Source organism: Streptomyces sp. NPDC046887, from assembly GCF_040644755.1.
Classification (GTDB): Bacteria; Actinomycetota; Actinomycetes; order Streptomycetales; family Streptomycetaceae; genus Streptomyces; species Streptomyces lichenis.
The window spans coordinates 211,793-237,839 of the sequence record NZ_JBEYXH010000006.1; the positions used below are offsets into that span (position 1 = coordinate 211,793).

21 protein-coding genes are annotated in these 26,047 nt (G+C 72.9%); 16 read left to right on the top strand and 5 right to left on the bottom strand.

All coding sequences use genetic code 11. The annotated features are described in order from the left end of the window. Window positions 1-153: 153 nt before the first annotated feature. Window positions 154-1,365, top strand: coding sequence for a transposase (locus tag ABZ945_RS09385; RefSeq protein WP_361266307.1), 1,212 nt, complete (start codon window positions 154-156; stop codon window positions 1,363-1,365). Here the strand turns inward: ABZ945_RS09385 and ABZ945_RS09390 are convergent. Further along, window positions 1,345-2,268 (bottom strand): shikimate dehydrogenase, encoded by a 924-nt coding sequence (locus tag ABZ945_RS09390; RefSeq protein WP_361266309.1) that lies wholly within the window; start codon window positions 2,266-2,268, stop codon window positions 1,345-1,347. The genes ABZ945_RS09385 and ABZ945_RS09390 overlap by 21 nt on opposite strands. A 402-nt stretch (window positions 2,269-2,670) precedes the next feature. Here ABZ945_RS09390 and wrbA point away from each other — a divergent pair, with 402 nt between their 5' ends. From wrbA to ABZ945_RS09405, 3 genes are read left to right on the top strand one after another with little or no spacing between them, the layout of a single operon-like run. Further along, complete coding sequence (wrbA, locus tag ABZ945_RS09395) at window positions 2,671-3,285, top strand: NAD(P)H:quinone oxidoreductase (protein ID WP_361266311.1); 615 nt, start codon at window positions 2,671-2,673, stop codon at window positions 3,283-3,285. A gap of 43 nt (window positions 3,286-3,328) precedes the next feature. After that, entirely contained in the window at window positions 3,329-4,585 is a 1,257-nt protein-coding gene (locus ABZ945_RS09400; protein ID WP_361266313.1) for a 3-hydroxybenzoate 6-monooxygenase, read from the top strand. Between the two features lie 20 nt (window positions 4,586-4,605). Beyond that, window positions 4,606-6,096 carry an ABC transporter substrate-binding protein gene (locus tag ABZ945_RS09405; protein WP_361266315.1) on the top strand — a complete coding sequence of 497 codons (1,491 nt, stop codon included), beginning with the start codon at window positions 4,606-4,608 and terminating at the stop codon, window positions 6,094-6,096. A gap of 141 nt (window positions 6,097-6,237) precedes the next feature. On the opposite strand, the gene ABZ945_RS09410 is transcribed toward ABZ945_RS09405, so the two are convergent. From ABZ945_RS09410 to ABZ945_RS09425, 4 genes are all read right to left on the bottom strand, one after another. Beyond that, on the bottom strand, window positions 6,238-8,187 hold the full coding sequence (locus ABZ945_RS09410; protein ID WP_361266317.1) for an anthranilate synthase family protein: 1,950 nt from the start codon (window positions 8,185-8,187) through the stop codon (window positions 6,238-6,240). Between the two features lie 65 nt (window positions 8,188-8,252). Then, window positions 8,253-8,900 carry an isochorismatase family protein gene (locus tag ABZ945_RS09415; RefSeq protein ID WP_361266319.1) on the bottom strand — a complete coding sequence of 216 codons (648 nt, stop codon included), beginning with the start codon at window positions 8,898-8,900 and terminating at the stop codon, window positions 8,253-8,255. A gap of 171 nt (window positions 8,901-9,071) precedes the next feature. Next, complete coding sequence (locus ABZ945_RS09420; protein ID WP_361266408.1) at window positions 9,072-9,839, bottom strand: 2,3-dihydro-2,3-dihydroxybenzoate dehydrogenase; 768 nt, start codon at window positions 9,837-9,839, stop codon at window positions 9,072-9,074. A gap of 60 nt (window positions 9,840-9,899) precedes the next feature. Then, the gene (locus tag ABZ945_RS09425; RefSeq protein WP_361266321.1) at window positions 9,900-11,141 is read right to left on the bottom strand and encodes a 3-deoxy-7-phosphoheptulonate synthase; all 1,242 of its coding nucleotides are present in this window, start codon (window positions 11,139-11,141) and stop codon (window positions 9,900-9,902) included. Between the two features lie 586 nt (window positions 11,142-11,727). Here ABZ945_RS09425 and ABZ945_RS09430 point away from each other — a divergent pair. From ABZ945_RS09430 to ABZ945_RS09485, 12 genes are all read left to right on the top strand, one after another. Continuing rightward, window positions 11,728-12,537 (top strand): arginine deiminase-related protein, encoded by an 810-nt coding sequence (locus ABZ945_RS09430; protein WP_361266323.1) that lies wholly within the window; start codon window positions 11,728-11,730, stop codon window positions 12,535-12,537. Window positions 12,538-12,569: 32 nt separating this feature from the next. Then, a complete protein-coding gene (locus tag ABZ945_RS09435) occupies window positions 12,570-14,441 on the top strand; it encodes a FixH family protein (protein ID WP_361266325.1) in 1,872 nt (623 codons plus the stop codon). 142 nt (window positions 14,442-14,583) lie between these two features. Further along, on the top strand, window positions 14,584-15,864 hold the full coding sequence (locus ABZ945_RS09440) for an MFS transporter (protein ID WP_361266327.1): 1,281 nt from the start codon (window positions 14,584-14,586) through the stop codon (window positions 15,862-15,864). 312 nt (window positions 15,865-16,176) lie between these two features. Next, window positions 16,177-17,004: an isocitrate lyase/phosphoenolpyruvate mutase family protein gene (locus ABZ945_RS09445; protein WP_248631182.1), complete on the top strand. Its 828-nt coding sequence runs from the start codon at window positions 16,177-16,179 to the stop codon at window positions 17,002-17,004. 144 nt (window positions 17,005-17,148) lie between these two features. Beyond that, window positions 17,149-18,564, top strand: a complete 1,416-nt coding sequence (locus tag ABZ945_RS09450; protein WP_361266330.1) for an XRE family transcriptional regulator — start codon at window positions 17,149-17,151, stop codon at window positions 18,562-18,564. A gap of 179 nt (window positions 18,565-18,743) precedes the next feature. Then, window positions 18,744-20,054 (top strand): SidA/IucD/PvdA family monooxygenase, encoded by a 1,311-nt coding sequence (locus ABZ945_RS09455; RefSeq protein WP_361266332.1) that lies wholly within the window; start codon window positions 18,744-18,746, stop codon window positions 20,052-20,054. Further along, the gene (locus ABZ945_RS09460) at window positions 20,054-20,428 is read left to right on the top strand and encodes a cupin domain-containing protein (protein WP_361266334.1); all 375 of its coding nucleotides are present in this window, start codon (window positions 20,054-20,056) and stop codon (window positions 20,426-20,428) included. The genes ABZ945_RS09455 and ABZ945_RS09460 overlap by 1 nt, the downstream gene beginning before the upstream one ends. Then, complete coding sequence (locus tag ABZ945_RS09465; RefSeq protein ID WP_361266336.1) at window positions 20,425-21,963, top strand: class I tRNA ligase family protein; 1,539 nt, start codon at window positions 20,425-20,427, stop codon at window positions 21,961-21,963. The genes ABZ945_RS09460 and ABZ945_RS09465 overlap by 4 nt, the downstream gene beginning before the upstream one ends. A 22-nt stretch (window positions 21,964-21,985) precedes the next feature. Further along, entirely contained in the window at window positions 21,986-23,038 is a 1,053-nt protein-coding gene (locus ABZ945_RS09470) for an FAD-dependent oxidoreductase (RefSeq protein WP_361266338.1), read from the top strand. Continuing rightward, window positions 23,035-24,333 carry an ATP-grasp domain-containing protein gene (locus ABZ945_RS09475; RefSeq protein WP_361266340.1) on the top strand — a complete coding sequence of 433 codons (1,299 nt, stop codon included), beginning with the start codon at window positions 23,035-23,037 and terminating at the stop codon, window positions 24,331-24,333. Before ABZ945_RS09470 ends, ABZ945_RS09475 begins: the two co-directional genes overlap by 4 nt. Beyond that, window positions 24,330-24,677 (top strand): hypothetical protein, encoded by a 348-nt coding sequence (locus ABZ945_RS09480; RefSeq protein ID WP_361266342.1) that lies wholly within the window; start codon window positions 24,330-24,332, stop codon window positions 24,675-24,677. Before ABZ945_RS09475 ends, ABZ945_RS09480 begins: the two co-directional genes overlap by 4 nt. After that, window positions 24,674-26,032 (top strand): FAD-binding oxidoreductase, encoded by a 1,359-nt coding sequence (locus tag ABZ945_RS09485; protein ID WP_361266344.1) that lies wholly within the window; start codon window positions 24,674-24,676, stop codon window positions 26,030-26,032. Before ABZ945_RS09480 ends, ABZ945_RS09485 begins: the two co-directional genes overlap by 4 nt. The last annotated feature ends 15 nt before the right edge of the window (window positions 26,033-26,047 follow it).

The following is a 26,047-nucleotide window of genomic DNA, read 5'->3' on the forward strand; positions in this document are numbered from 1 at the left end:
GCGATGTGACGGAGTCAGATAAACCAACCGTCCGGTACGGTATGGTCGTACCCAGTCGACGTATCCAGTCCACGTACCGGGTGCGGTCCTCGGCCATGCCGCCGCCTGCGGGCGTCGCCGGCGCGGGCGGACCGAGAAGGAGGAGGGGGAGACATGGAAGGCGTGGAGAGCGAAGCCCTCGCGCAGACCTGGGGCGATGTCGCGGACGACTTCGTCACCGAGTTCTGCCGCCGGATGCTGGCCTCACTGAAGCGGCGCGACCAGCGGACCAGGGGGGAGTGGTACGTCTCCGGACTACTGTCCGTACCGGGGCGCAAGTCCATGCGGGCGCTGGCGGCGGTGGCCGACCACGGTGCCGCCGAGCAGAGCCTGCACCACTTCATCAGTGACTCCTCCTGGGCGTGGGCGCCGGTACGGCAGGCGCTCGCCCGCCATCTGGACCGGGTGCTGCTGCCGCAGGCCTGGGTGATCGACTCCATGGCCATCCCCAAGGCCGGCGCGCACTCCGTCGGAGTCGCGGAGTCCTTCCGCTTCGACCTCGGCCGGGTGGTCAACAGCCAGCAGGCCTACGGGGTCTCGCTGGCCAACGAGCAGCTGAGCGCGCCCGTCAACTGGGGCCTGAACCTGCCGCCCGAGTGGCTGGAGGACGAGGCGCGGCGGCGCCGGGCCCGTATCCCGGACGACGTACCGGCCATGAGCACGGAGGCGGGAGTCGTCCACACGGTGGCCGAACTCACCCAGCCCGACTGGGGGTTGCGCCGGAGGCCGGTGGTGCTGGACGCCCGCACCCTGGACTCCACCGCCCTGGTGGAGCAGTTCACCCGGCGGAACGTGCCCTTCGTGATGCGTGTCGACGGGGCGACCCGGGTGGTCGGCTTCGACCCCGGCCGGCCCGGCTCGGGGGAGGCGCTGTTCCAGGCGCAGCAGCTGGCCGAGCGCGGCAAGAAGCTGTCCAAGCCGGTCGGCTGGGTGGACCCGGAGTACGCCATCACCCGGTCACTGCTGGTCAGCGGGGCCCGGGTGAGCCTGCCGGCCGTCCGCAGACCGGGGGTGCGGCAGGCGCCTCCGCAGCCGCTCACCCTGGTCGGCGGCTGGCCGATGCAGAAGGGGAGGCCGGGCGAACTCTGGCTGTCCAACCTGCTGGAGGTGCCGCCGGCCGCGCTGCTGCGACTGGGGCGGCTGACCCGCCGGGTGAGCAAGGACTTCACCGAGGTCAGCACCCGGGTGGGGATGCGGGACTTCGAGGGGCGCTCCTACGCGGGCTGGCACCGCCATGTCACGCTCTGCTCGGTGGCCCACTCGATCCTGGCGCTCTCCTCGGCCCGCCAGCAGCGCTACGGCACCTCACATGAGCTTTCCGCCTGAACCGGCGGGCTCGGCCGACCGGGCCTCCCGACGGGCCAGTTCGTCCAGGGCCGCCGCGCGCATCGCCGCGAGCGGCAGCTCGCCGACACAGGCCCGGCCGGTCAGCAGCTCGATCTGGCGCACCGTCCGGTGCAGCCGCATGGTCAGCCCGTCCACCACGGTGCTGCCGGCGAAGCCCGCCGCCTTGGCGAGCCGGGTGGGCCAGGCCGAGCACACCGCGTCCAGCACGGCCGCCCCGGACCGGGCGACGGTCGGCGCCAGCGCGTCGGCGGCGCCCGCGGGCAGGGTGGAGACCACCACCGGGACGCCCCGGAGCAGCCGGCCCAGCTCGTCCACATGGCGCAGCTCCACCGAGACACCCAGCCGGCCGGCCGCCGCCTCCACCTCCAGGGCGCGGTCGCGCTCACGGACCACGACCACCGGCTCCCGTACCCCGACCTCCCGCAGCGCGGCCAGCGCCGAGCAGGCGCCCGCCCCGCCGCCCAGCACCACGGCGGAGCCCGGCGCGGTCAGCCCGGCCTGGTGGATGGCGCTCCTGATGCCGTGCGCGCCGGTGTGCTCGCCGACGCTGCGGCCGTGCCGGAAGACCACGGTGTCCGCCCCGCCCACGTCCATCGCCAGCTCCGACACCTCGTCCAGCAGGGGCAGCACGGCCCGGGGCAGCGGTACGGCCAGGGTGGTCCCGGCCCAGTCGGGGCCGAACGAGCCGAGCAGCGCGGGCAGCGCCTCCTGATCGCAGTCGATCGCCTCATGGCTCCAGCCGTCCAGGCCCATGGCCGCGTAGGCGGCCCGGTGCAGCACGGGGGCCAGACAGCGGCCGGCCGGCGATCCCAGGGCCGCCACCCGGTTGCCTCCGCCGCCCCCGGGCGCCCTGCGGCCCGCCATCGTCCTCCCTGTTCGCATCGGGGCTCCTTTCACCTCGGCGAGTGATGTACCGGATACCGGAACGTTCACGGGATGCCGGATATCGGAAGGGTCACCGAAACAGCGTAGAACCCGGCCCGAGCCGACCGGCCGCCGAGTTGACACAGATCCCCGGCCGATCCCGAAAAGGGTCGGATTTCCGGACCGACCACGCCCCACCTGCGGTTCTCCATCCCCGCGGTATCCCACAACGTGATGAAGTCCCCGCCGGTCCTTTGTCCCCGCACCGGCCCTCGCGGAAGAGTCGATTACCGCGAGGCAGTCCACCGAAGGCAGTCCACCGAAGGCCGCCCGTCAGAGGCCGTCCCTCGAAGGCCGTCCGGCGCCTTTCGCCCCATCGCTCTTATGCCAGTCCCCGCCCCCCGAATGGGAGTCGTGATCGTGACCAACGTCGCCGTCGTCTACTACTCGTCCACCGGACATGTGCACACGCTCGCCCAGGCGGCCGCCGCGGCGGCCGAGAAGGCCGGCGCCGAGGTGCGTCTGCGCAGGGTCGCCGAGACCGCCTCCGCGGACGCCATCGCGGCCAACCCGGAGTGGGCCGAGCACACCGCGGCCACCGCCGATGTCACCGCGGCGGCCGTCGAGGACCTGGAGTGGGCCGACGCCATCCTGTTCGGCACCCCGACCCGCTACGGACTGCCGGCCGCCCAGCTGAAGCAGTTCATCGACGCCACCGGCGACCTCTGGGAGCAGGGCAAGCTGGTGAACAAGGTGGTCTCCTCCTTCACCTCGTCCGCCACCGCCCACGGCGGCCAGGAGAGCACCCTGCTCGCCCTGAACAACACCTTCTACCACTGGGGCGCGATCATCGTCCCGCCCGGCTACGCGGACCCGATCCAGTTCGCCGAGGGCAACGGCAACCCGTACGGCACCAGCCACACCGCCGCGGACACCACCCCGCCGAGCGGCGAGAAGCTGGGCGCCATCGAGTTCCAGGCCCGCCGGCTGACCGAGATAGCCACCGCGCTCCAGGCCGGTCTGCGGGCCGCCTGAGCCCGCACCCTGCCGAGAAGCGACCGAACCGGGGGTGACCGGAATGGCGAGGATACTGATCGCGGGCGGCGGCATCGGCGGGCTGGCGACCGCGGTGAGCCTCGCCCGCCACGGGCACCGGGCACTGGTGCTGGAGAGCCGCGAGGAACTCACCGAACTCGGCGCGGGCATCCAGCTGGCGCCCAACGCCTTCCACGCACTGGACCTGCTCGGCGTGGGCGATCCCGTACGCGAACGGGCCGTCCATATCGACGAGTTGCGCTTCATGGACGGGACCACGGGGCGGCGGGTGGCCGGGCTGCCGCTCGACGCCGCCTACCGCCGCCGCTTCGGCGGGCCCTACGCGGTGGTCCAGCGGAGCGACCTCTACGCCCCGCTGCTGGCGGCCTGCCGCGCCTCGCCCGCCATCGAACTGCGCACCGGCGCCCGGGTACGGCACTACACCCAGGACGAGTCCGGGGTCACCGTCCACCTGGCCTCCGGCGAACGGGTACGCGGCACCGCGCTGGTCGGCGCCGACGGACTGTACTCCGCGGTGCGCCGGCAACTGGTCGGCGACGGACCGCCCCGGGTGTCCGGCCACACCATCTACCGCTCCGTCATCCCGATGGAACGGGTGCCGCGCGAGCTGCGCTGGAACGCGGTGACCCTCTGGGCCGGCCCCCACTGGCACATCGTCCACTACCCCATCGGCGGCGGCCGGTTCCTTAACCTGGCCGCCACCCGCGACGACGGGGCGACGGAGCCGGTGACCGGTGTCCCGGTGGAGGCGCGGCGGGTGCTGGGGGAGTTTCCGGGGGTGAGCGAGACGCCCCGCAGACTGCTCGGCCTCGGCGCCGACTGGCGCTCCTGGGTGCTCTGCGACCGCGACCCGGTGGCGCGGTGGACCGACCGGCGGGTGGTCCTGACCGGGGACGCCGCCCACCCCATGCTCCAGTACGCCGCCCAGGGCGCCTGCCAGGCCCTGGAGGACGCGGTGGTCCTCGGCCGGCTGCTGGTCGGCGCCGGGGAGAGGGCGTACGAGCAGCGCTTCGGCTGGTTCGCCGACGAGCGGCGCGAGCGCACCGCCGCCACCCAGTCGGCCGCCCGCGCCATGGGCCACCGGCTCTACCACCCGGCCGGCGAGGCGGCGCACCGGCGCAACGCCCTGCTGTCCGCGCTCTCCACCGAAGACCTGTACGACCGGGTCGCCTGGCTGCACGGCGCCCGAGTCGGCGTACCCGGCGCGGCCTCCGACCAGCCCCCGCACGGCGGCCGCACCTCCGCACGCCACCGAGCAGACGCCCTGTTGACACCATGATCCCGAGGGGACGCACACCCATGAAGACCATCAGCTGGAACGGCACCGAACCGGAGAACCCGCTGGTTCCGGGCGATGCCACCGAACGCGACAGCGTGAAGATCGTCAACGCGCTGTTCACCGGACTGGTCGAGTACGACCCGCAGACGGCCGAGCCCCGGATGGCCGCGGCGCAGTCCATCGAGTCGCCCGACTCCCGGGTCTACCGGATCACCCTGAACCCCGGCTGGACCTTCCACGACGGCACCCCGGTGACCGCCGCGAGCTTCGTGGACGCCTGGAACTACACCACCTACGGCCCCAACCGGCTCCAGGGCGCCGAATACCTCTCCCACATCGAGGGCTACGAGGCCGCCCAGAGCGGAGCGGCCGACACCCTCTCCGGCCTCAAGGTGATCGACGACCTCACCTTCGAGGTGACCCTCTCGGCGCCGTTCTCGGCCTTCGTCACCCAGCTCGGCTACGCCGCCTTCTTCCCCCTGCCGCGCGCCTTCTTCGCCGACCGCGCCGCCTTCGAGGCCCACCCGGTCGGCAACGGCCCGTTCGCCTTCGCCTCCCACACCCCCGGCGAGAACATCGTCCTGGGGCGCTACGACGCCTACGCCGGGGCCCGCAAGCCCAAGGTGGAGGGCGTGGAGTTCCGGTTCTACCGGATGCTGGAGGACGCCTACGCGGACGTGGTGGCCAACAAGCTCGACTACCTGGACTTCGTCCCGGCGGACGCCCTCGACGGCGGCCGCTACAAGACGGAGCTGGCCGGCCGCTGCGTCTCCAAGCCGTACATGGGCGTGCAGTCCATCTCCTTCCCGCTCTACGACGAGCGGTACGGCGACCCGCGCCTGCGCCAGGCCATCTCCATGGCCATCGACCGGCAGTACGTCATCGACAAGGCCTTCGACGGCGACAAGATGCTGCCGGACGGACTGGTTCCGCCGATCGTGCCCGGCTACGGCGGCGACGCCAGCGGCGAGCTCTGCACCTACCAGCCGGAGAAGGCCAAGGCGCTGTTCGAGGCCTCCGGCTTCGAGGGGCCGATCGAGCTCTGCTCCAACGACGACTCCGCCAACCAGGTGTGGATCGACGCGGCCTGCGCCACCATCACCGCCGCCCTGGGCGTGGAGGCCCGCTACGCGCCGGTCCCGACCTTCGGCGAGTTCCGCAAGCTGATCAACGAGCAGAAGATGACCACCGCCTTCCGCTCCGGCTGGGTCGCCGACTACCCGTCGATCGAGAACTTCCTCAACCCGATCTTCCGCACCGGCGCCGCGGTCAACGGCTCCGGCTACTCCAGCCCCGAGGTGGACGCCCTGCTGGCCAAGGCGGACGCGGCCCCCACCGAGCAGGAGGGCTGGGAGCTCTACCGCCAGGCCGAGAAGCAGATCATCCAGGACATGCCCGCGGTCCCGCTCTGGTACCAGAAGGTCGAGTCCGGCTGGTCCACCCGCACCGGCAATGTCACCGTCACTCCGCTGCTCCAGCTGGACCTGTTCGATGTGACGCTGGAGGATTGACCCACCGTCCGGCACCCGCTGCCCCACCGTCGAAGGCCTCGAACGGCCCTCGGCGGTGGGGCTTTCGGCTGTCCGGGACCCGGGAAGCGGAAAGGGCCGCGGCCTCGTGGAAGGATCCACGAGGCCGCGGCCCACCACGCCCTACCGGCCGGCCTCCGCCAGCAGTTCGGCCAGCAGCCCGGCGATGACCTCCACACCGTTCTGGCTGAGCACCGACTCCGGGTGGAACTGCACCGAGCGGAAGCCCGGGCCGCGCAGCGCGTGCACCTGCCCGGTGCGCCGGTCCCGGCACACCTCGACGGGGCCGGCCAGGCCCGGGGCGGTGAGCAGGTCCGCGTCCGCCCGCGCGGCGAAGGTGTTGTAGAAGCCGACCAGTTCGGTCCGGCCGAAGAGGTCGATCTTCTTCTGCACCCCCTGGTCGGGGTGGTTGCGGCGGACCAGCTCCAGGCCGAGCAGTCCGCTCAGCACCTGGTGGCTCAGGCACACCGAGAGGAACGGCCGCCCCGTGTCCAGCAGTTGGCGGGTGACCGCGCGCAGCCGGGCCGTCTTGGGGTGGTGGTCCGCCTCCCGGGGGTCCCCGGGGCCGGGCCCGAGCACCACCAGGTCGTACGCCCCGGTCGCGTACTCCTCGTCGTAGCGGCGCACCGTCACCTTCGTTCCCAGGGAGCGCAGTTGGTGGGCCCACATCGCGGTGAAGCTGTCCTCGGCGTCCACCACCAGCACGGTCCGCCCGGCCAGCCCGGGCACCGCGGGCGCGGCGCCGTCGGCCAGCCAGAAGGAGGAGAGGGTGCCGTTGCGCTGGCGCAGTGCGGCGAGCACCTCGGGGTGCCCGGTGAAGGAGGGGGCCGGACGGGAGCGCGGGGTTGGCCGGTTCGGCGGGGGAGTGTGGCCGAGCGCGGAGAGCAGTACGGCCGCCTTGGCGCGGGTCTCGGCCGCCTCCGCCACCGGGTCGGAGTCCCGGACCAGGGTGGCGCCCACCCCGACGCTCATCCGGCCCTCGGCGTCGATGACGGCGGTCCGGATCAGGATCGAGGAGTCCAGGGTGCGCTCACCCCGGCCGTCGCGCCCGATGAGCGCCAGCACCCCGCTGTAGTAGCCGCGGCCGTGCGGCTCGTAGCGGCGGATCACCCGGGCCGCGCTCTCCACCGGGCTGCCGGTCACCGTCGGCGCGAACAGGGTCTCCCGCAGCACCTCGCGGACATCGGCGCCGGTCCGGCCCTCGACGGTGTACTCGGTGTGCGCCAGGCCGGCCATCTCGACCAGCCGCGGGCCGCGCACCCGCACCCCGGAGTCGCTGACCCGGGCCACCATCTTCAGCTCCTCGTCCACCACCATCGACAGCTCGTCGGCCTCTTTGGCGTCCGCCAGGAAGGTGAGCACCCCGTCCAGGGTGGGGCCCTCGGCCGGATAGCGGTAGGTCCCGCTGATCGGGTTCATCACCGCGAGCCCGCCGGACAGGCTCAGATGCCGTTCCGGGGTGGCGCCGACGAAGGTCCGGCCGCCGGTGTGCACCAGAAAGGTCCAGTAGGCGCCCTTCTCCCGCTCCAGCAGCCGGCGGAAGACGGCCAGCGCGGAGAGCGGGGAGTGGCCCCGGACCTCGGCGTGGAAGGTGCGCCGGATGACGAAGTTCGCGCCCTCGCCGGTGCCGATCTCCTCGGCGACCACCCGGCGGACGATGTCCGCGTACGCGGTGTCGTCCAGGTCGAACTCCCCGCCGGCCAGGTCGAGTCCGCGGTCCGGCAGCCGGGCCAGCGCCTCGCCGACCGGCACCGACTCCTGGGCGCGGACCCGCAGGGTGATCACCGGGGCCCCGTCGTCCACCGCGGCGAACCCGCGCTCGGCGAGCTGCCGGTAGGGGACCACGACCAGCGTCTCGGGGCCGGTGCCGCCCGGGTCGTCCGGCAGCGGGACGTCGGCCAGGACGGCCACCTCGGCGGTGTCGCCGACCAGCACCTCGATCCGGTCGGCCGGGCCGGTCCGCGGCCGGTGCAGCAGCGCGAAGTCGGTATGCCGCCCGGCCAGGACCTGCCCGAGCAGGGTGGCGTGGTCGATGTCCGCGCGGTGCGGACCGGTGGTCACTGGGTGCGTCATGGCACTCCTTGGCGTAGGAACGGTCGGACCGCGCCCGCCGGCCGTGCCGAGGGCACCGGGAGGAATCAGGGGAGCTGGGCGAGGACGGTGTCGGTGGTGACCGTCATCGCGCAGCGCTCGGCCGCGTAGCGCAGGGCGGAGTGGTGGTGCTCGGGGGAGAAGTCGGCGACGGCGTCGGCCACCAGGAACGGCTGGACGTCGGAGGCGAAGGCGTCCGCGGCGGTCATCAGGACCCCGACATGGGCGTACACCCCGCAGACGATCAGCTGGTCGCGCCCGCGCTCCCGCAGCTCGGCCAGGAGCGGGGTGCGGTGGAAGGCGCTGTAGCGCCACTTGGTCAGCAGCAGGTCGCCCGGCGCGGGCCGCACCGGGTCGGCCACCTCGCGGTGCTCCGGCTCGACGGTCATCCCCGGGCCCCAGAAGTCCTTCACCAGCCCGCGCTGCTCCTCCGTCATCCCGCCGGGCTGCAGGGTGTACGCGACCGGGACACCGAGCGCGGCACACCGCTCCCGCAGCAGGGTGACGTTGCGGACCAGCTCGGTCACCGGGGAGCGGCCGGCCGGGAAGGGGCGCAGGAAGTACTTCTGCATATCGTGGATCAGCAGCATCGCCCGCCCCGGGTCCGGCGTCCACCGGGCGGTGTTCTCCGGCAGCTGGTCCTCGGTCGGCATCGGGTAGGCCGCGATGGCCGGGATTCCCCTACGAGATCCCATACGAGAGCTGTCCTCTCCGGGCCGGGGCGGGCCCGGCGAAGTCGGTACGGGCCGGGGCGGCCCCAGTGAAGTCGGTACGGGGCCCGGGCGGCCCGGGCGAAGTCGGGTACGGGCCGGCCCCGGGGACGTGGGTACGCCCCGGGGCCGGCGAAACGGGTACGGCCGAGGCCGCTAGCGGCCGAGGGTCGCGCCGCCGTCGACGGTGAGGCCGTGCATGGTGATGTGGGCGGCCCGCTCGGAGAGCAGGAACACCACCGCGTCCGCGATGTGCTGCGGCCGGGCGATCCGGCCCAGCGGGATGCCGACCCGGAAGGCGGACGGCATCCCGTCGATGGACGCCTGCTCGGCGCCGTCGTCCCAGAGGGCGGTCAGCATCGGGGTGTCGGTGGAGCCGGGGGCCACCACATTGCAGCGGATGCCGAAGCGGGAGACCTCCAGGCCCAGGCACTTGGTGAACATGGTCGCGGCGGCCTTGGACGCCGAGTACGCGGCCATGTCCACCCGCGCGGTGCCGGCCGCGTTGGACGCCACCGTCACCACGGCACCCCGGCGGCGCTCCACCATCCGGTTGACCACGGCGCGCGAGACGAGGAAGACGCCGGTGGTGTTCACCGCGAAGGTGGCCGCCCAGTCCTCGTCGCTCAGGGCCCGCGCCTGCCCCAGGCGCAGCACCCCGGCACCGTTGACCAGATAGGCCAACGGGCCGAGCTGCCGCTCTATCCGCTCCACCACCGCCTCGACGGCGGCGCTGTCGGTGACATCGGCGGGGAACGCCTCCGCCCGCCCACCGGACTCCCGCACCTGCTCGGCGAGCTCCTCCAGCCGCTCCGCGTTCCGGTCGACCATCGCGACCACCGCGCCGGACGCGGCGAGCGTCCGGACCACGGCCTCGCCGATGCCACCCGCCGCCCCGGTGACCAGGGCGACCTTGTCGGCCATCTCATCGGCGTACATGACGACCTCGCAGAAGGTAGGAAGCGGGACGGGGGAGAGGGAGGATCAGCGTCCGGGCGCGCGGCCCTCCCAGGCGGCGGCGACCTCCCAGGCCTGGTCCGGGTTGAGCCGCGGGTCGCACAGGCTGGTGTAGCGGTCGCCGAGGGTGTCGATGGACCGCTGGTCGGCCACGCACTCGCGGACGTCCTCGGGGGTGGACTCCAGGTGCAGCCCGCCGACCACCGCCCCGGCCTCGCCGATCACCGCCTGGAAGTCCCGCACCTCGCGGACCACGGTCTCCACCAGCCGGGTCTTGTAACCGCCGGGCGCGGTGACCGTGTTGCCGTGCATCGGGTCGGACAGCCAGACCACCGGGTGCCCGGCGGCGTGCACCGCCGCGGCCATGGCCGGCAGCTGCTCGGTGACCGCCGCCGCGCCCATTCTGGCGATCAGGGTCAGCCGGCCCGGCTCGCGGTCCGGGTCGAGCCGCTCGCACAGGGCCAGCAGATCGGCTATCGCCATGCCCGGACCGACCTTGGAGGCCACCGGGTTGGCCACCGAGGCCAGCAACGCCACATGGGCGCCGTCCAGTTGATTGGTGCGGAAGCCGATCCAGGGCCAGTGGGTGGAGGCCAGATAGCGCCGGCCGGTCTCCTCGTCATGGCGGATCAGCGGCGCCTCGTAGTCCAGCAGCAGCGCCTCATGGCTGGTCCACACCGGGGTGGCGAAGGCCGGCGGCTGCTCGGCCGTCCGGCGCCGCAGCACCTCCATGGCCCGGCTCGCCGCCTCGTAGCCCGACAGCAGCCGCCGCGGGTCGGGGCGCCGGGAACGGGCGTCCGGCTCCGGGCTGTTGACCATATGGCCCCGGTAGACCGGCAGTTCACGCCCGTCCACCACCTCCGTGGGGCGGGAGCGCGGCTTGGCGAACTGGCCCGCCATCCGGCCGACCCGCAGGGTGGGCAGCAGGGTGTTCATGGACATCGCCCCGGCCAGCGCGTCCAGCAGCGCCACCTTGCGGGTGATGTGCCCCGGCTCGCACTCGGCCGGGTCCTCGGCGCAGTCGCCCGCCTGGACCACATGGAACCGGCCGGCCACCACCTCGGCCAGCAGGCCGCGCAGTCCGGCCACCTCGCCGGCGGTGACCAGTCCGGGCCGGTCGGCGAGGTCGAAGGTGACCTCGGCCAGCAGGTCGAGATCCTCCCACTCCGGCTGCTGTGCCGCGGGAAGGGCCCTCCACAGTTCGCCCGGGTTCTCCAAGAGGGCGGATCCGGCCGGGGCCGTTCGGGTCGCGATCGCGTCGCTGGTCACCAGGAACCTCCGTGGTCGTCAGGGAAAAACCGTGTCGGGGAGGGCGGGTCCGAACACCGCACCGCCGCCATCGCCGCCGCGCCGTACAGAAGGACGGCCCTCACCGAGAGCGCTCTCGGGCCACCGGGCGGTCGACACCCGGCGGTGGGTCTCGCCGGGCGCCCGGGACATCGTCGTCCGCGGGATGCCAGGGCCGTTCGACAACCGGATCCCGGCCGGTCGGCATGGGCCGACAGCCCCGGTCCTCTCACCGGACCTCCGGGGCCGGTCGCGGCCGTTCGGCGGCCGCTCGGCCCGAACGGATCCGGCCTGATGAATCCTCCGTGACCGGCCACCCGCCGACGCCGCTTGTCGGAAAGTGCCGAGGGGACTCCGTCAGGTCCGGCCGAAATGCACCCGGTTTCCGACACGGCGGCGGCGCGGCCTGCGGAAAGCGGACACCATGTACCGCTCAACGGACTTGATTGCTCCTGCCGTTCAAGGCTCGCGATCAATCCGGCGCTCGGCTGAACTCGTACCGAGGCGAACACCGACGCAGCGCCCTGCGGCACCACCCCAGCGCAGACCACCGAAGAGAGGGCATCCCGTGAACAGCGAACTGCTTGTCTCCGACGCGAGCCACTTCCGGGTCGACTACCAGATCAACCCCTATATGGACCCCACCGTCCAGCCCGACACCGAGGCGGCTCTCGCCGAGCACCAGGCGATCGTGGCCGCGCACCTCGCGGCCGGCCGCAAGATCCAGTACGTGCCCTCCGCACCCGAGTGCCCGGACATGGTGTTCACCGCCAACGCCGCCGTGATCCGCGGCGAGGTGGCCGTCCTGGGCAACCCGCCCCGCGAGCGGAAGACCGAGATCCCCTACTTCCGGGCCTGGCTGGAGGAGCACCGCTACGAGATCGTGGAGGCGCCCTACGCCTTCAGCGGCCAGGGTGACGCGCTGGCCTGCGGCGACCTGCTGCTCGCGGCCTACGGGCAGCGCACCGACGGGCGGATGCTCCCGCTGCTCGCCGACGAACTGGGCTACGAGGTGGTGCCGCTGCGCACGGCGGGCGAGCGCTGGTACGACCTGGACCTGGCCGTCGGGGTCATCTCCGCGGACACCCTGGCGTACTGCCCCGAGGCCCTGGACGCCCCCAGCCTGCGCACCCTGCGCGGACTCGGCCTGGAGCTGATCCGGGTGGCCCCCGAGGAGGCCGCGCGGTTCGCGCTCAACCTCGTCAGCGACGGCGCCACCGTCACCATGACCCAGGGCGCGCCGCGACTCGCCGCCGAGTTGCGTGAACGCGGCCTGGAGGTGGTCGAACTCGACACCACCGAACTGGCCAAGGGCGGCGGCGGGATCCGCTGCACCGCGCTGGCCCTGGACAACCCGCCGCCCGCCCTGTGGCCTTAGGGCCTGACGTCTCGACAGAGGAGCAGCCAGGAATGACCACGGGATCCGCGCGGACGCGCCGAGCCGCCGGTGCGCTGATCGCACTGCTGGCGGCCGTGCTGGCGGTGCTCGGCACGGCGGGCACCGCGTCCGCGCACGGGGCGCTCGACTCCACCGACCCCGTGCAGGGGTCGGTGGTGGCGCGGCAGCCCTCCGCCGTCACGCTCACCTTCGGCGAGGGCGTGACCCTGCCCGCCGAGGCGCTACGGGTCTTCGACCCGGCGGGCGGACGGGTGGACACCGGCACTCCGGACCACGTGGGCGGCAAGGCCGAGACCGCGCGGGTCGCCCTGCGCGGCGGCCTCGCCGACGGCACCTACACGGTGGCCTGGCGGGTGGTCTCCGCGGACTCCCATCCCATCGGCGGGGCCTTCACCTTCTCCGTCGGCGCGCCCTCGGCCAGCACGGTGTCCGCCGAATCACTCCGGGGCAGCACCGACACCAACGGCCTGATCGGCTTCCTGTACGGCACCGCCCGGCTGATCGCCTACGCGGCCTTCGCGCTGCTGGCCGGGGCGGTGGCGTTCGTCCTGCTCTGCTGGCCCGCGGGCGCGGCCGCCCGGTCGGTGCAGCGGCTGCTGGTGGCCGGCTGGGTCGCCCTGCTCGGCTCCACCGTGGTGCTGATGATGCTGCGCGGCGCGTACGAGCAGGGCGGCGGTATCGCGCCCCCGGCCGACCCCGCGACGGCTCCCGCCCATGTCGACCTGGACGAGCGGATCTATCTGGTGCTGGCGGCCAGGCTGCTACTGCTCGTGGTGAGCGGGGTCTTCCTGGTGCTGCTGGTGGGCCAGTCGGGACAGCCCGGCCCCGAGGAGACCGAGCAGACCGACCCTGAGCAACCCGAGCGCTCTCAGGCCCGGTCCCGGACCCGGCTCCGGCTGGCCGGACTGGCGCTGGCCGTCGGGCTGTCGGCGACCTGGGCCGTCACCAACCACTCCTCCGAGGGCGCCCAGGTCTGGCTGGCCGTACCGGTGACCGCGCTGCATCTGCTGGCGATGGCCGCCTGGCTGGGCGGTCTGGCCACCCTGCTCTCCGGACTCCGCGACGACCTCCCCGCCACCGCGGTGGAGCGCTTCTCTCAACTGGCCTTCGTCTCGGTGACCGTCCTGGTGCTGACCGGGCTCTACCGGTCCTGGCGCGAGGTGGGCACCTGGGACGCCCTGTTCTCCACCGGGTACGGGCAACTGCTGTTGGTCAAGGTGGGGTTGGTGGCCCTGATGGTCGCCGCCGCCTGGGTCTCCCGCTCCCGGCTGGCCCGGCTGCGCGCCACCGCCGGTACGCCGGCCCGAGTCGCCGTCCCGGCCGGCGCGCCCGCACCCGATCCTGTAGAACCCCCGGAGGACCCGCCCGCTCGGGCCGCCCTGCGGCGCTCGGTCCTGGCCGAGGCCGCCGTGGCCGTCGCTGTCCTGGTCGTCACCACGCTGCTCACCGCCACCTCGCCCGGCCGGAACGCGAACGCGGCGACGGCCGCCGCCCCGGGCCCGGCCGCGACCGACGCGAGCCGCGCCCCGGCCCGTACCACCACCGTACGGATCCCGTACGACACCGGCGGCACCACCCCGAACGCCCAGGGCGCCGCCACCGTGGACCTGGTCCCGGCGAAGGCCGGCGGCTACGCCGTACGGGTGAGTCTGCGCGACGCCGCCGGGAAGCCGGCCGAGGTGCCGGAGGCGCGGCTGGCCTTCTCGCTGCCCGCCCGGGACCTCGGGCCGCTGCAGGTGGCGCTCCGCCCGGACGGCGCCGGACGGTGGACCGGCACCGTCCCGCTGGCCCTGGCGGGGGAGTGGAAGGCGCTGCTCACCGTGCGTTCCTCCGATATCGACATGGCGACCTCGACCCGGAGCTTCCCTCTCGGCCAGAGCTGATCCGGCATACGACCCCCGAGCCCGGTGCGGAACTCCGCGCCGGGCTTCCGGCGTTGTGCCCTCCCCGGCCCGGCCACGTGAACCTGACAAGGTGTCCCCGCTCCGCTTTTCGCGAGGGTGACCGCTCGACCACGCTGGGACAATGATTCGTCAGAAGCAACTCTGGCCGTGGATGATCGCGGCCATCGGATTTGTCGCGCTGGTCGCGGCGGCTGGCTTCCGGGCGACCCCCGGTGCTCTGGTGGAGCCGCTGCAGAACGAGTTCGGATGGTCGACCGGGACCATCGGATTCGCCATGTCCGTCAACCTGGCCCTCTACGGTGTCACCGCCCCGTTCGCCTCCGCGCTGATGGAGCGCTACGGCGTGCGCAAGGTGACCGCGGTCGCCATGACACTGATCGCCCTCGGCAGTGGTCTGGCCATCTTCATGACCGCCTCCTGGCAGCTGGTGATGCTCTGGGGCGTGCTGGTCGGCCTGGGCGCCGGCTCCATCTCGCTGGGCTTCGTCGCCACGATCGGCACCCGCTGGTTCGTCAAGCGCCAGGGCCTGGTCACCGGTCTGCTCACGGCGGGCGGCGCGACCGGTTCGCTGATCTTCCTGCCGGTGGTGGCCAAGCTCTCCGAGTCGGACGGCGGCTGGCGGACGGCCGCGATCGTCACCTCCCTGGTGGCCTTCGCCACGGTCCCGTTCGTGCTGCTGTTCTTCCGCGAGCACCCCGGCGACGTCGGCATCCCGCCGTATGGCGCGGACGAGGTGGTGCCCACCCCGCCGCCCACCCGCAACGCCGGCAAGCTCGCCGTGGACGCGCTGAAGAGCGCCAGCCACAGCAAGGCGTTCTGGGTCCTGGCCGCCGCCTTCGCCATCTGCGGCGCCACCAGCAACGGCCTGATCAACACCCACTTCATCCCCGCCGCCCACGACCACGGCATGCCCTCGGTCACCGCCGCCGGACTGCTCGCCCTGATCGGTGTCTTCGACCTGGTCGGCACCGTGGTCTCCGGCTGGCTCAGCGACCGCTACGACCCGCGCAAGCTGCTGGCCGTCTACTACGGTCTGCGCGGCCTGTCGCTGCTGGTCCTGCCGCAGCTGTTCGACGACAAGGTCACCGGCTTCATGCTGATCTTCGTCATCTTCTTCGGCCTGGACTTCATCGCCACCGTGCCGCCCACCGTGGCCCTGTGCCGGGAGCACTTCGGCATGTCCGCCCCGATCGTGTTCGGCTGGGTCTTCGCCGCCCACCAGCTCGGTGCCGCCTTCGCCGCCACCATGGCCGGTGTCACCCGTGACGGCTTCGGCAGCTACGCCCCCGCCTGGTACGCGGCCGGCGCGCTCTGCATGGGCGCCGCGGCGCTGTCCCTGTGGACCCGGCGGCGCCCCGAGACGATCGAGGACACCCTCATCAAGGAGCCCGCGCGGGCCTGACCCCCGCCCGCGTGCCCCGTTTTCCCGTCCATCCGCCCGCACCGTCCCCGCGAGACCTGGAAGTGGCGCCTCCCCCGCGCACCACGGGAGGCGCCACCTCGATGTCCGGGCCCGGTCCACGGGAGGCGCCACCTCGATGTCGGGGACCGGCCAGCGGACGCGCGTCCGACATGGCACCGTGCCGGGGAGCGCGAGGCGCGAGGCCGCGGGAGTGACCGTCCGTGACGTGACGGAGTCCCTGCTTCCCCATTCAACCTCTTTCCGCGATTCGGCAGGATGCCGAGTACACCCCCTTTCACGAAAGGTCCCGTTATGACGAACAGCCAGCAGGCCAAGGCCACCGTCCTCCGCGAGCTGCACCAGGACGGCATCCTGCTGCTGCCGAACGCCTGGGACGCGGGCAGCGCGGTGCTCACCGTCCAGGGCGGCGCCAAGGCCGTCGCCACCACCAGCGGCGGGGTTGCCTGGTCGGCGGGCCGGCCGGACCAGCAGGCGCTGACCCGGGACGAGATGGTCGCCCTGGTCGGCCGGATCGCCCAGTCCGTGGACGTACCGGTGACCGCCGACATCGAGGGCGGCTACGGCCCCGCCCCCGAGGACGTGGCGGCCACCGTCACCGCCGTGATCGGGGCCGGCGCGGTCGGCGTCAACCTGGAGGACTCCAAGCCCACCGGCGAACTGTTCACCGCCGAGGAGCAGGCGGACCGGATCCGCGCCGCCCGCCGGGCGGCCGAGGAGGCCGGGCTGCCGGAGCTGGTGGTCAACCTGCGCACCGATGTCTTCCTCTTCCAGATCGGCGCCCCCGAGGGCCGCAAGGACGAGGTGCTGGCCCGCGCCGCCGTCTACGCCGAGGCCGGGGCGGACAGCCTGTTCGTGCCGGGCCTGCTCGACCTGGACACCATCGCCGAGCTGGTCAAGGGCCAGTCGCTGCCGGTCAACGTGATGGCCGGGCCCGGCGCCCCGGCGGTGGCCGAGTTCGAGGCGGCCGGGGTGCGCCGGGTCAGCCTGGGCACCGCCGTCGCCCAGGCCGCCTTCACCGTCGCCCGGCGGGCCGCCGCCGAGCTGGTCGAGAAGGGCACCTACGAGGAGCTGGCCGGGGCGCTGGACTTCGGCGCGGTGAACGGCAGCTTCAGCCGCTGAGGCGTGCGGGAGGATCCCGCAGCCTGACGGCATGGCACATCCGGGGCGGGGCACGGCCGGCGGTAGCGGACCGGCCCCGCCCTCCGTGTTTTCACAGGACGCGTCATCCATAGGCATACGCAGAAGAGAGATGAGGGGATGGAAATGGGGAGGCCGGAGAAGCCAGTGGACGCCTCGGGCGGAGCGGTCGCGGAGTTCGCGAGCGGACTGCGCCGCCTACGGGCCGACGCCGGCAGTCCGACGTACCGGGACATGGCCAGAACCGCCATGTACTCGGCCTCGGTGCTGTCCAGCGCGGCCAACGGGCACCGGATGCCCACCCTCCAGGTCGCGCTGGCATACGCGGCGGCCTGCGGGGGCGACCGCGAGGAGTGGCGCCGGCGCTGGCTGGCGGCGGCCGCCGACGGCGCACCGGTGACACCGCCGGCACCCGTGAAAGCCGGGGCCCCGGCCGTACCGCCGGCACCCTCCGTACCGGCGGCGGCCCAGGCGGCCCCCCGCCCGGCGCAGGTGCCCACCGCCTGCGCGCTGCCCAGCCCCCGCCAGCTGCCGCCGCAGCCGCGGGCGCTGGTCGGCCGCGCCGAGGAGCTGCGCCGGCTGGCCGCGCTGCCGCCCGGGCCGGTGCTCATCAGCGGACCGGCCGGGATCGGCAAGAGCGAGCTGGCCCTGCGCCACGCGCACACCCTGGCCCCGGCCATGGTGGACGGCCAGCTCTACGCGGACGTCGGCCCGGTGCCCCAGGGCGGCTACGACACCGGGGCGCTGATCGGCCAGTTCCTGGCCGCCCTGGGAGTGCCCGCCGAGCGGATCCCGGACGGGGTGGACCAGCGCGCCGGGCTCTACCGCTCGCTGCTGGCCCAGCGCCGGGTCCTGGTGCTGCTGGAGAACGTGCACTGCGAGCGGCAGATACGCCCGCTGCTGGCCGACTCCGCGACCAGCACCACCATCGTGGTGGGCCGCTCCTCGCTGCTGGGCCTGCGCGATGTGCACCGGGTCCGGCTGGAGGCGCTGACCCGCGCCGACTCGGTGGCGCTGATCGCCCGGGGCCTGCCCGAGCGCGCCCAGGCCGATCCGGCCAGCGCCGACCGGCTGGCCGGGCTCTGCGGGGACCTGCCGCTGGCCCTGGACATCGCCACCCGCCGGCTGCTCGCCCACCCGGAGACCTCGCTGCGCTGGGCGGTGGGCCGGCTGGAACGGCCCGAGGCGCTGCTGGACTGGCTGAGCGTCGGGGACCTGTCGCTGCGCGAAGTGCTCAACTCCGCCCATCTCGGACTCAGTGAACCGGCCTCGGAGCTGCTGGACCGGCTGGCGGACCTGCCGGACCCGGTGCACCAGGAGCTCCGGGCGGACGAATCAATCCTCGCCGGAGCCGACCGATTGATCGACGAGTTGACCGAGGCCGGCATGCTCCGGCCGACCGAGCGGCTGGGCGGATACCGGCTCGACCCGCTGGCGCGGGCCTTCGTCGCCGACCGCGATCCGGCCCACAACCTGCTGCCCCGCCGCTCCGTGCCCTTCCCGCGGATCCGGCCCCGGGCCGCCGAACCCCAGTTGACCTGACCCCGCCGGCCCACCCGAACAACCCGTCCACCAACCCGCCTTGATTGTCCGCTCCGGACAAGCCTGCCGATCAACAGCCGCTCTCGCTGTACTCGTCCTACCGAACGGATCCGAAGCAGAACGGGCCGTCGGCCTGATCGCTCGAACGGGCGGCAGGACGAGTAGCGAGGTGGCAGAGCATGACGAACCACGAGGTCGAGGTGCTGGCGATCGGAGCCGGCCCGTCCAACCTGGCCCTGGCGGTGGCACTTGAGGAGTCCGGTTCCACCGGGCTCGCGGCCGACACCCTGATCCTGGAACAGCACTCGGACGTGCAGTGGCAGCGCAACCTGCTGCTGCCGTTCGCCCGCAGCCAGGTGTCCTTCATCAAGGACCTGGTGACCCTGCGCAACCCGCAGAGCCGGTTCTCCTTCCTCTCCTTCCTGCACGCCAAGGGACGGCTCGACGAGTTCGTCAACCTCGGCACCTTCAACCCCTTCCGCCGCGAGATATCCGAGTACCTCCAGTGGGTGGCCAACTCCCTGGAGCACGTGGCGGTCCGCTACAACGCCAAGGTCCGCGAGGTCCACCCGCGCCGGGCCGACGACGGCACCGTGACCGGCTGGCGGGTCACCCTCACCGACGGCGACACCATCGACGCCCGCGACCTGGTGGTCGGCACCGGCCGGGACGCCCGCGTCCCCGCGGAGTTCGCCGGGCTGCCGCAGGACCGGGTCATCCACAGCACCCAGTACTCCACCCGTATCGCCCAGTACCCCATCGACCGACCGGTGCGGGTGGTGGTCATCGGCGCCGCCCAGAGCGCGGCCGAGATGTTCGTCTCGGTCCACAAGGACCTGCCGCTCAGCCAGCCGACCCTGATCCACCGCTCCATCGGCCTGATGAACTACCAGACCAGCAAGTTCGTCAACGAACTCTTCTTCCCCTCCTTCATCGGCGAGTTCCACGCCAGCTCCCCGGGCGCCCGCCGGCAGATCCTGGACGAGATGCGGCAGACCAACTACGCGGGTCTGGCCGCCCCGTTCCTGGACGAGACCTACACCATGCTCTACGAGCAGAAGCTCTCCGGCGTCCAGCGCTCCGCCGTCCGGTCCATGACCGAGGTGCTCTCCGCCAAGGAGGAGGACGGCGAGGTCGTGCTGGAGCTGCGCGACCGCCGCACCGGCCGGGTCGAGCAGCACCGCTGCGACCTGGTGCTCCTCGGCACCGGCTACGACCAGCGGATGCCCGCCATGGTCCGCGCCCTCGCCGAGCAGGTCGGACTGGCCGAGATCGAGGTCAACCGCGACTACCGGGTCGAGCTCGGCGACGACGTCCCGGCCGGCCTCTACCTCCAGGGCTTCAACGAGGCCACCCACGGCATCTCCGACTCGCTGCTCAGCGTGCTCGCCCAGCGCTCCCACGAGATCACCACCGACATCCTGGACCGCCGCGCCGCCGACGCCTCCACCGAGGCCCTGGGCGTCGCCGTCTCCGCCGGAGGCCGCTGATGCAGATCCGCCGGCTCGACCGAGCCAACCTGACCCCCGCCTACGGCATCGAGGGCGAGCGCCTGCAGCCCTGGGACGTGCTCAACGCCCCCTTCGAGGGCGCCTGGTGCCTGGTCCGCGCCGGTGGCGAGTCCACCCCGCACAGCCACCACGAGTACGAGATCTTCATCGCGATGCGCGGCAGCGCCGCCCTGGTGGTGGACGACGTCGAGTACGAGTTCGTGGCCGGCGACATCGTCCATCTGCCGCCCGGCTGCACCCACAAGGTGGTCAACCCCTCCACCGAGGACTTCGAGTACTACGGGATCTGGTGGGACTCCGACATGTCGGAGGGCTTCCTGACCCGTCACCAGGAGAAGGAGGCCACACCATGAGTACCCGTACGGCGGTGATCTCCCCCGCCCCGACCGCCAACGGCGACCTGCACCTCGGCCATCTGGCCGGGCCGTTCCTGGCCGCCGACGTCTTCACCCGCTACCAGCGCGCCACCGGCCGGGAGACCGTCTTCGGCACCGGCGCCCAGGACACCTCCACCTTCGTCGTCACCACCGCCCGCCGGCTGGGCACCACCCCGGCGGAGCTGGTCGCCGACTCCATGGTCCGGATCGAGTCCACCCTCGCCGCCATGGGCATCGCGGTGGACGCCTTCACCCGGGACGAGGAGCGCTTCACCAAGGCGGTGCTCACCTTCGTCAGCCGCCTCCAGGACGAGGGCAAGCTCGTCCTCAAGCCCACCCCCTTCCCGTATCTGCCCAGCACCGGGCAGTACCTGGTGGACGGCTTCGTCAAGGGCGGCTGCCCCCACTGCCTGGCCGAGGGCTGCGCCGGGCTCTGCGAGAGCTGCGGCCACCCGCTGGCCGCCGGCGACCTGGTCGACCCCCGCTCCACCGAGCACCCCGAGGAGGCCGTCGAACTGCGCGAGGTCCCGGTCCTGGTCCTGCCGCTGGAGGAGTACCGGGAGAGACTGCGGGAGTACTTCGCGGACAGCGGCGCCGCCCAGCGGCCGCACATGGCCCAGGCCGTCGAGGAGATGCTCGCCCGCCCGCTGCCCGACTACCCGATCACCTACCCCATCTCCTGGGGCATCCCCGCCCCGTTCGCCGAGACGCCCGGGCAGAGCGTCAACCCCAACGCCGAGACGATGGCCTGGTCCATCTACACCACCGTGCTCTCCGCCGAGGCACGCGGCGAGGTCGTCTCCGCCGATGACGAGCTCTGGTGGCCCGAGTCCGATACCCGGGCCGTCTACTTCTGCGGCTTCGACAACACCTTCCCGTTCGCCATCGCCGGGGCGTCCATGCTGCTCGCCCTGCACGACCGCTACGCCCTGCCGGCCCGGTTCATCACCAACGAGTTCTACGAGCTGGAGCACAGCAAGTTCTCCACCAGCCGGGGCCATCTGGTCTGGGGCCGGGAACTCGCCGAGCGGCTGCCCCGCGACCTCGGCCGCTACCATCTGGCCGCCACCAGCCCGGAGCACCAGCGCACCAACTTCAGCTGGTCGGCGGTGCCCGCCGTCACCGGGGCCAGACTGGTCGAGCCCTGGAACCGGATCGCCGCCAAGAGCGCGCGCTGGGCCGGGCAGACCCTGCCGGTCTCCGCCGCCTCCCGCGAGGCCGCCGACCGGATCACCGAGCGGTTCGCCGCCTCGTACGAGTTGGACACCTTCAGCCTCGGCCGGGCGGCGGAGACCCTCGCCGACCAGCTCGCCCGGCTGGACCGCTGGGAGGTCACCGACGCCACCGCCGGCGACTTCGCCCACCAGGCCGAGACCGTGCTGCGCAACGCGGCGCCCATCCTGATCGACCTGGCCGAGCGGGCCGGCGTCGGGACCCGGCTCGCCCCGGGGGACACCACCACCGAGATCACCGTCCGCGCGCTGCCGCCCCTGGACGGCGGGGCGGTGTGAGATGGGCGTAGACGCACGACGCGTGGTAGTGGTCGGCGCCGGAGTGACCGGGCTGCTCTCCGCGGTGCGGTGCGCGCTGGCCGGGCACCATGTCACGGTGCTGGACCGGGACGCCATCCCCAACCCCAACTCCACCTCCTTCGACCAGCACCGGGCCGTCCGCGCCCTGGACCCGGCCGACCTGGCCGCCTCCCGGCGGATCGCGGTCGCGCACCGCCGCTGGATGGGCCTGGAGGCCCTGACCGGCTCGAAGTTCTACCGCCGGGTCGGCATGATCACGGCCTGGGCCGCCGACGAGGTGGACACCGTGCTGAAGGCGGCCGCCGCCGTCGACCTCCCGGTCAGCCTGGTCGAACCGGACGACCTGCCGCATGTGCGGTTCCCCGAGGGCACGGTCGGGCTGCTGGAGAAGCACGGCGGCATCCTGCTCGCCGACCACGCCCTCCAGGTGCTGGTCCGCTGGCTCACCGACCAGCCCAATGTCAGCCTCCGCCCCTGGCAGGAGGTCAAGGCGGTCGACCCGGACACCGGCCGGGTGTACCTGCCGGACGCCGAGTACCTGGACTCCGACCTCACCCTGGTCGCCACCGGGCCCTGGTCCAAGGACCTGGTCGACCTGCCGATGGTGCTGCACCGGCAGACCCTGGTCTACCTCAAGCCGCCGGAGCAGCTGGCGCCGGCCTGGGAGCGCACCCCCGGCATCGGCCGGATCGGTACCCGAGGCCACGCCTGGATGCTGCCGCCCGGCGACGGGACGCTGCTCAAGGTCAGCTCGGCCTCGGTCTGCCGGGAGGCGGACGTGGTCACCACCGGCTCCGCCGTGGAGGAGCGCCGCTGGGCCGAGCAGGTCCTCGGCGAGCAGATCCTCACCGAACCCGACCGGTACACGGTGATGGCGGTCAAGCGCTGCCACTACCTGGTCGACGCCGAGACCGGCGCCGCCCACCTCGTCCGCATCGGGCCCCGCACCTGGGCCCGCACCGCCAGCGGCGGCGACGGCTTCCGTACCGCCCCGCTGGTCGCCGAGAAGATCCTGCAAGCCCTCACCACCGACTACCAAGAGGGGACGATATGACCGCCGACGACCGTGTGCTGCTGGTGATCGGCAGCGGCCTGAAGGTCTACCGCCATTACCTGATCGAGTCCGCCGCCCGCCGCGCCGCCGAACTGGACCTCAAGCTGGTCCTGGTCAACAACCTCAAGCCCACCTGGCAGCAGGAGTACTTCGACGAGATCACCGTGGTCAACGTCTTCGACCACGACGAACTGCGCGCCGCCGCACGGGAGATCGCCTCCCGCCGGACCGTGGTCGGACTCTTCTGCTACGACGAGCCGCTGGTGATGCCCTCGGCCGAACTGGCCGCCGAGTTCGGCGTCCCCGGCCTCGGCCCGGACGGGGTGCAGGGCTGCCGGGACAAGCACCGCACCCGTTCCATGCTCACCGCCGCCGGACTGCCCCAGCCCGGCTTCGAGATGACCGACAGCCTGGAGCAGGCCCGGGAGACCGCCGCCCGGATCGGCTACCCGGTGGTCGTCAAGCCGCGAGCGCTCGGCGCCTCCATGGGCGTGGTGCTCGCCGAGGACGAGAGCCAGCTGGAGCGGGCCTATCTGGTCGCCTCCAACGCCAGCCTGGTCGGCGACGAGCCGTTCCGCGGCGGCGCCATCGTGGAGGGCTACGCCCAGGGCCCCGAGATCAGCATCGACGGGGTGGTCCACCAGGGCGAGTACCGGGTGATGTTCATCGCCCGCAAGGAGACCGGCCACTACCCCTACTTCGAAGAGGTCGGCCATGTGGTCGACTCCGCCGACCCCCTCCTCGCCGACCAGGAACTGATCGACGTCCTCACCAAGGCGCACCAGGTGCTCGGCGTCGAGAACGGCCTCACCCACACCGAGGTCAAGCTCACCTCGTACGGACCGGTGATCATCGAGATCAACGGCCGGCTCGGCGGGGACCTCATCCCCTTCCTCGGCCGCATCGCCACCGGGATCGACCCCGGCGAGCTGCTGGTGGAGGTCGCGGCCGGGCACCGCCCCGACATCGCCTTCAGCAAGCAGGGCGTGGCCGGCATCCGCTTCGGCTACCCCGTCGAGGACGCCACCGTGCACGCGGTGCGGGTACCCACCGGACTCCCCGGACTGGTCACCGCCGCCCCGATGGTCGAACCGGGCACCGAACTGAGGCTCCCGCCCGGCGGCTACCTCGCCCGGCACTCCTTCGTGGTCTGCACCGGCGAGGACACCGACACCATCCAGGAGCGCCTGGCCACCGCGATCGCCGCCGTCGAACTGGACGCCGACCCGCTGGCGGCCAAGGACGTGGCCGATCGGCTGGAGATGCCGGCCGGACTGCTGGACGTGGACACGTGAGCAGCATCGACTACAACGGGCGCCAGTTCCGGAAGCTGGCCAGCCAGGACGGGGTGACCGCCGTCTACCACCAGCGGGACGACCTGGTGTGGGCGGACTTCGAAGGCGGACCGGTCCGCCGGGGGAGCGTCAACGGGGTCTGCGACCCCGACGGCATCCTCCGCCTCGCCTACACGATGGTGATGGACTGCGGCGACGTGATCGCCGGCCGCACCGTCAACACCCCCGAGCAGGGCGCCGACGGCGGACTGCTGCTCCGGGAGGAGTGGGAACGCTACGGGCCGCACGCCGAGACCGGCGTGTCGTACCTCTCGGAAGTGACGGAACCGGAGGAAGTGGGATGACCACCGACTGGCAGTCCCTGCGGGAGCAGGTCGACGGAACGGTGCGGCTGCCGGGGGAGCCCGGCTTCGCGGAGAACAGCTTCGCCTTCAACAAGCGGTACGCCGGCATCCAGCCGGCCGGCGTCCTCTCGGTCGCCTCCACCGCCGACGTCGCCCGGGGCATCGCCTGGGCCCGGGAGCAGGGGCTGCCGGTGGTGGCCCGCGGCGGCGGCCACAGCTACGCCGGCCAGGCCGCCACCACCGGACTCGTCCTGGACCTGCACGGCCTCAACTCCGTGACCGTGGACGCCGAGCGCGAGCTGGTCACGGTCGGCGGCGGGGCCCGCTCCGGGGAGCTGTACGCCGAACTCCAGCGCCACGACCTGGCGGTGCCGCTCGGCAACTCGGAGGAGGTCGGCATCGGCGGCCTCACCCTCGGCGGGGGAGTCGCCGCCGTCTCCCGGGCCTTCGGGCTCACCTGCGACTCGCTGGTGGAGACCGAGGTCGTGCTCGCCGACGGCACCGTGGTCACCGCCAACGAGGTCGAGCACCCGGACCTGTTCTGGGCCTGCAAGGGCGGCGGCGGAGGCAACTTCGGCGTCAACACCTCCTTCACCTTCCAGGCCCGCCCCACCGTCGCCAGCTCCACCGTGCTGCTGATCTGGCCCATGGACGACGCCGAGGCCGTACTGCCGGTGATGCAGCGGATCATGCGGGACGCCCCCGACCGGTTCGCCGCCCGGATCGGCGCCAGCCGCGCCGGCGACGACGACGGGATCGTCTCCGTCATCGGCCAGCACCTCGGCCCCGCCGCCGAACTGCGCGAACTCCTCGCCGAGGCGCTGGCCACCGGCACCCCCACCACCGTCGAGATCGAGGACCGCACCTACTGGGAGGCCAAGGACTACCTGCGCCACGAGACCTCCGGCGACCCCTTCGCCGTCCGCACCCGCACCGTCGACCGGCCGCTCACCGAGGCCGGCGTGGACACCCTGCTGACCGCGCTGCGCAAGTGGCCCGGCTCCGGCAACCCGGACGGCGCCGGTATCGCCCTGTTCACCTGGGGCGGTGCCATCAACCGGGTCCCGGTCACCGAGACCGCCTTCCCGCACCGGGACGTGCTCTTCCTGATCTCCATGGACGCCTCCTGGTCCACCGAGGACGCCGAGGAGGTCCGCGAGGCCAACCTCGAATGGCTCACCCAGCTGCACACCGCCATGGGCGAGCACGCCCGGGACGCCTCGTACCTCAACTTCGCCGACCCCGACCTCGACCACGCCCAGGCCGCCTACCTCGGCCCCAACCTGGACCGGCTGCGCGAGGTCAAGCACCGCTACGACCCCGACCGGGTCTTCACCTTCCCCCAGGCCATCTGACCTCTCCGATCTCTC